Annotated in this window: 3 protein-coding genes and 1 pseudogene; 1 reads left to right on the top strand and 3 read right to left on the bottom strand. The window is 73.4% G+C overall.

The window, feature by feature from the left end; all coding sequences use genetic code 11:
- Nucleotides 1-309, bottom strand: a pseudogene (locus D7X74_RS40360) (NAD(+) synthase); the annotation flags it as partial.
- Nucleotides 310-403: 94 nt separating this feature from the next.
- On the bottom strand, nucleotides 404-1,060 hold the full coding sequence (locus D7X74_RS40355) for an LON peptidase substrate-binding domain-containing protein (protein WP_120538249.1): 657 nt from the start codon (nucleotides 1,058-1,060) through the stop codon (nucleotides 404-406).
- 122 nt (nucleotides 1,061-1,182) lie between these two features.
- Between D7X74_RS40355 and D7X74_RS40350 the strand changes: the two genes are divergently transcribed.
- Entirely contained in the window at nucleotides 1,183-1,779 is a 597-nt protein-coding gene (locus tag D7X74_RS40350; RefSeq protein ID WP_120538248.1) for a YqaA family protein, read from the top strand.
- Nucleotides 1,780-1,784: 5 nt separating this feature from the next.
- On the opposite strand, the gene D7X74_RS40345 is transcribed toward D7X74_RS40350, so the two are convergent.
- Nucleotides 1,785-3,890 (bottom strand): ATP-binding protein (locus tag D7X74_RS40345; protein ID WP_120538247.1); only part of this gene is annotated, 2,106 nt, incomplete at its 5' end.

The raw sequence follows: 3,890 nt of genomic DNA, 5'->3' as shown, positions 1-3,890 counted from the left end.
CGCCACCACCGCCGCGCAGTTGAGGCGCACGCCCTGGTGCGCCACCGCCACGCCCACGATGTAGACCGTGGCGTGCGCCGCGGTCTCCTTCGCGAAGCGCTCCAGCGCCGGCCACTGGTGGTCGATGAAGCCCTGCCACTGGACCAGGTCCTCCGCGGGGTAGCCCGCGATGACCTGTTCGGGGAAGACGCCCAACGTGACGTCCTCGGCCGCCATCTTCCGCGCCATGCCCAGCACCCGGTCGGTGTTCTGCTGGAAGGCGCCCACGGTGGTGTTGACGCTGGCGATGCCAATCTTCACGAGCCGCATGGTGCGTCGCTCTCCCTGGAGGTCCTCCCTGAAGGCCCCCTGTGGGCCCAGCAATGCGCGGGAGGGGTGGCCAGGGCAAGCCTTCTCAGGACCCCTAGTTCAGCGGTCCGCTGGGCCGCACCGGCTGCAACTGGCCCAGCAGGTCGCTCAGGTCCTCCAGCACCAGCTCCAGCCGCCGCCGGACGTCCAGCGCCCCCAGCAATTCCTGCCGGCGCTCGGGGTCCGGCACCACCGCGGATGCGACGACGTCCGCCAGCATCCCGCCGCCCGCGCGCGCGGCCACCGGCAGCAGGTTCTCCGCGAACGAGGGCGGCACCCGGCCCGCCAGTTCGAAGACGGCCTGCCGCAGCTGCTCCTCCTCCGGCCCCGTGTAGGGCAGGTCCGGCAGCGCCTGGGCCCGCACCTGGCGGTAGAGCTTGTCCGCGGGCAGCTCCTCCACCAGCCGCACCCGGCTCACGCCCTGCAGGAGGATGTTGTAGCGCCCGTCCTCCACCTGCTCGTCCCAGACGATGACGCCCGCGCACAACATGGATTGCAGGGGGGGCCGGCCCTCGTAGGAGCCCTCCCAGCCGGACTCCAACTGCCCCAGCGCCAGCACGCGGTCGGTGGCGAGCGCGTCGCGCACCAGCTCCCGGTAGCGGGGCTCGAAGATGTGCAGGGGGATGACGGTGTGGGGAAACAGGACCGCCGACGGCAACGGAAACACCTTCAGCGCGCCGGTGGCGCGTTCCACGCGTTCTTGAGCGGTCATGGTTGGGGGCACCCTCTCCTGGTTCTAAGCCCGCGGGGCACGGGTCGCATTCCAATCAGGCAGGCATCCTGGACGGGACGGCGATGGCAAGGGCCCTGGGTTCCGCTAGGGTGCGCCGCCGTATGTCCTCCATCGACCCTCCTGTCCCGCCCTCCCCGACCACCCCGGCCCCGGCCGGAGAGGCTCCGAAGCTGTCCTGGTACCGCCGCCTGTACATGCGGGTGGAGGCCGCCGCCTCCACGCCCCATGCGCTGGCCACGATGATGGCGGTGTCGGTGGTGGACGGGTCCGTCTTCCCCATCCCGCCCTTCGCCATCCTGGTCCCCATGGTGCTCGCCCAGCCGAAGAAGTGGGTGCGCTACTGCCTGCTGGGCACCCTGGCGAGCCTGGTGGGCGGCCTCATCGGCTACGGGCTGGGGGCGTTCGTGGGGGAAGGCATCACGCAGCTGCTCCACATCGACCTGGACGTGCGCGTGGACCGCTTCGGCGTGTCCGGCACGGTGGGCGAGCTGCTGGGGCGCAACTTCTGGGTGCTGGCGCTCTTGTGCTCCATCCTGCCCACGCCGTTCAAGATCGTCGCCATTGGCAGCGGGTTGGTGTCCGTGCCGCTGGAGCGCTTCCTGCTGGCGTCCGTCATCGGCCGCTCGGTGCGCTTCTTCCTGGTGGGCAGCGTGGTGCGCTTCTTCGGGCCCACAGCGCGCAAGTGGCTGCGCGTCTGAGCGGACTAACCGTGGCGCCTGCCGCCCACCGCGCCCCGCGCCGTCGTCACCTCCGGGGGCCCGCCGCCCAGCGTGGCCTCCACCGTGGCCAGCAGCACGTCCGGACGCACCGGCTTCTCCAGCACGCGGTTGGCCACCGTCTCCACGAACGCAAGCGCCTCCGGTGACGACGCGCCGCCGGAGATGAACACCAGCCGCGACACCAGCGCGGGCGCCTGGGCCGCCAGCCGCCGGTGCACCGCGATGCCGTCCATGCCCGGCATCTGCAGGTCGCACAGCACCACGTCGAAGGACTCGCCCCCCACCACCCGCGCGAGCGCGGCCTCGCCGTTCGTGACGGTGACGACGTCGTGGAAGGGCTCCAGGAGCAGCCGCATGGACTGCGCCAGCCGGGGCTCGTCGTCCACGATGAGCACCCGTCCCCGCCGCCCGGAGGACGCCGGGGGCTGGGAAGCCTCCGCGACCCGGGTGCCCGGACGGGAGGAGCGTGGGGACACCGGGAGGGCCCCCGCGCCCTGCACGGGCGCGGGCGGCAGCAACAGCGTGAAGGTGGCGCCCTGGCCCTGCACGCTGTGCACGCGCAGCTCGCCCCCGTGCGCGCGGACGATCTGCTGACAGATGGCGAGCCCCAGACCGGTGCCCTCCTCGCTGCCCTTGGTGGTGAAGAACGGATCGAAGATGCGCGGCAGCACGTCCGGCGGAATGCCCCCGCCGGTGTCCTCCACCTCCACGCGCGCGTGGCCGGAGGCCTCCGTGCCGGTGCGCACGCGCACCTCGTGGCGGGCGGGGTCGCCTTCCGGGATGGCCTGCATGGCGTTCACCAGCAGGTTGAGCAGCACCTGGCCCAACCGCGCCTCGCTGCCCAGCACCCGGGGCACCGGGCCGAACGACTCCACCAGCCGCGCGCGGGGCCGCAGCGCGTGGAGCACGACGCGCGCCGCGGGCGGCACCAGCGCGTTCAGGTCCACCAGCCCCTGCTCGGGTGACTCCTCGCGGCTGAAGACCCGCAGGTCCTTCACGATGAGGCGGATGCGCTCGGCGCCCTCCTGGGCCCCGCGCACACTGCCCAGCGCGTCGCGTACGCCCGGCAGGGCCGCCGTGCCCTCCGCCGAGAGGCTGCGCTGGGCGGCCTCCAGGTTCAGCGCCAGGTAGGCCAGCGGGTTGTTGATTTCATGGCCCACGCCCGCCGCCAGCGTGCCCACCGCGGCCACGCGCTCAGCGGCCACCAGCCGGGCCTGCAGCTCCTTCGTCGCGGTGACGTCGCGGTGGGTGGCCACGAAGTGCGTCACGCCCTGGCCGTTGGCGCGCACCGGGGACAGCTGCATCTCGCTCCACACGCGCGAGCCGTCCGGCCGGCCCAGCACCACCTCCGCGCGCAGCGAACGCTCCTCGCGCAGCGCCTCCGCCAGCCGCCGCGGGTCCTCGCCGTCGCTCGACGCCAGGAGCGCCCCGGGCGCTGTCCCCACCAGCTCCTCGCGCCGCCGGCCCACCAGCGCGCACAGGGCCTCGTTGACGAACACCGTGTGCAGCACACCCGGCTCGCGCACCTCGCAGATGAGCACGCCTTCGTGCACCGCGCGCACGGTGGTGGCGAGCAACTCCAGCATCTCCACCGCCTCGCGGCGCTCGGCGCGCGCGGCCGCGAGCAGCAGGCCTGTCAGCGTGGTGATGCCGATGAAGAGCTGCAGCACCACCAGCCCCTGGGGCGGCGAGTCCGGCGTGAAGAACGGCCCCAGCCCCCGCGCGGTGCCCGCGATGGCCGCCAGGGCGATGAACAGCGAGGCCAGCGCCGCGCCCCGGGGCCCGAAGCGCAGGGCCGCCCAGGCCGACAGCGGGAAGAGCAGGAACGTCAGCGCGTGCGCCTCCCCGGAGCCCGGCGGCGGGAAGGCGAAGACGCCCACGCACACCCCCACCGTCGCCACCGGCAGCACCCACGCCTCCCACGTCCAGCGCGCGCGCCAGGAGCGGAACAGGAGCAGCAGCGGCGGCGTCACCAGCAACATGCCCAGCAGGTTCGCCATCCACCACAGCCACGCGGAGGGCACCCACTGCGCGCGGGGCACCAGCCCGCCCAGCACCAGGCTCAGCGTGCCCAGCCCCGACCCCAGCAG

Origin of the sequence: Corallococcus sp. CA047B, assembly GCF_003612065.1 — a bacterium.
GTDB classification, from domain to species: domain Bacteria; phylum Myxococcota; class Myxococcia; order Myxococcales; family Myxococcaceae; genus Corallococcus; species Corallococcus praedator.
The sequence above is the reverse complement of the archived record's forward strand: the minus strand, read 5'-3'. Positions and strand labels throughout refer to the sequence as shown.

What these genes read in the sequence shown, in the direction of transcription:
- D7X74_RS40355 (WP_120538249.1), bottom strand. Translation starts at nt 1,060, where the DNA reads ATGACCGCTCAAGAACGCGTGGAACGCGCCACCGGCGCGCTGAAGGTG.
- D7X74_RS40350 (WP_120538248.1), top strand. Translation starts at nt 1,183, where the DNA reads ATGTCCTCCATCGACCCTCCTGTCCCGCCCTCCCCGACCACCCCGGCC.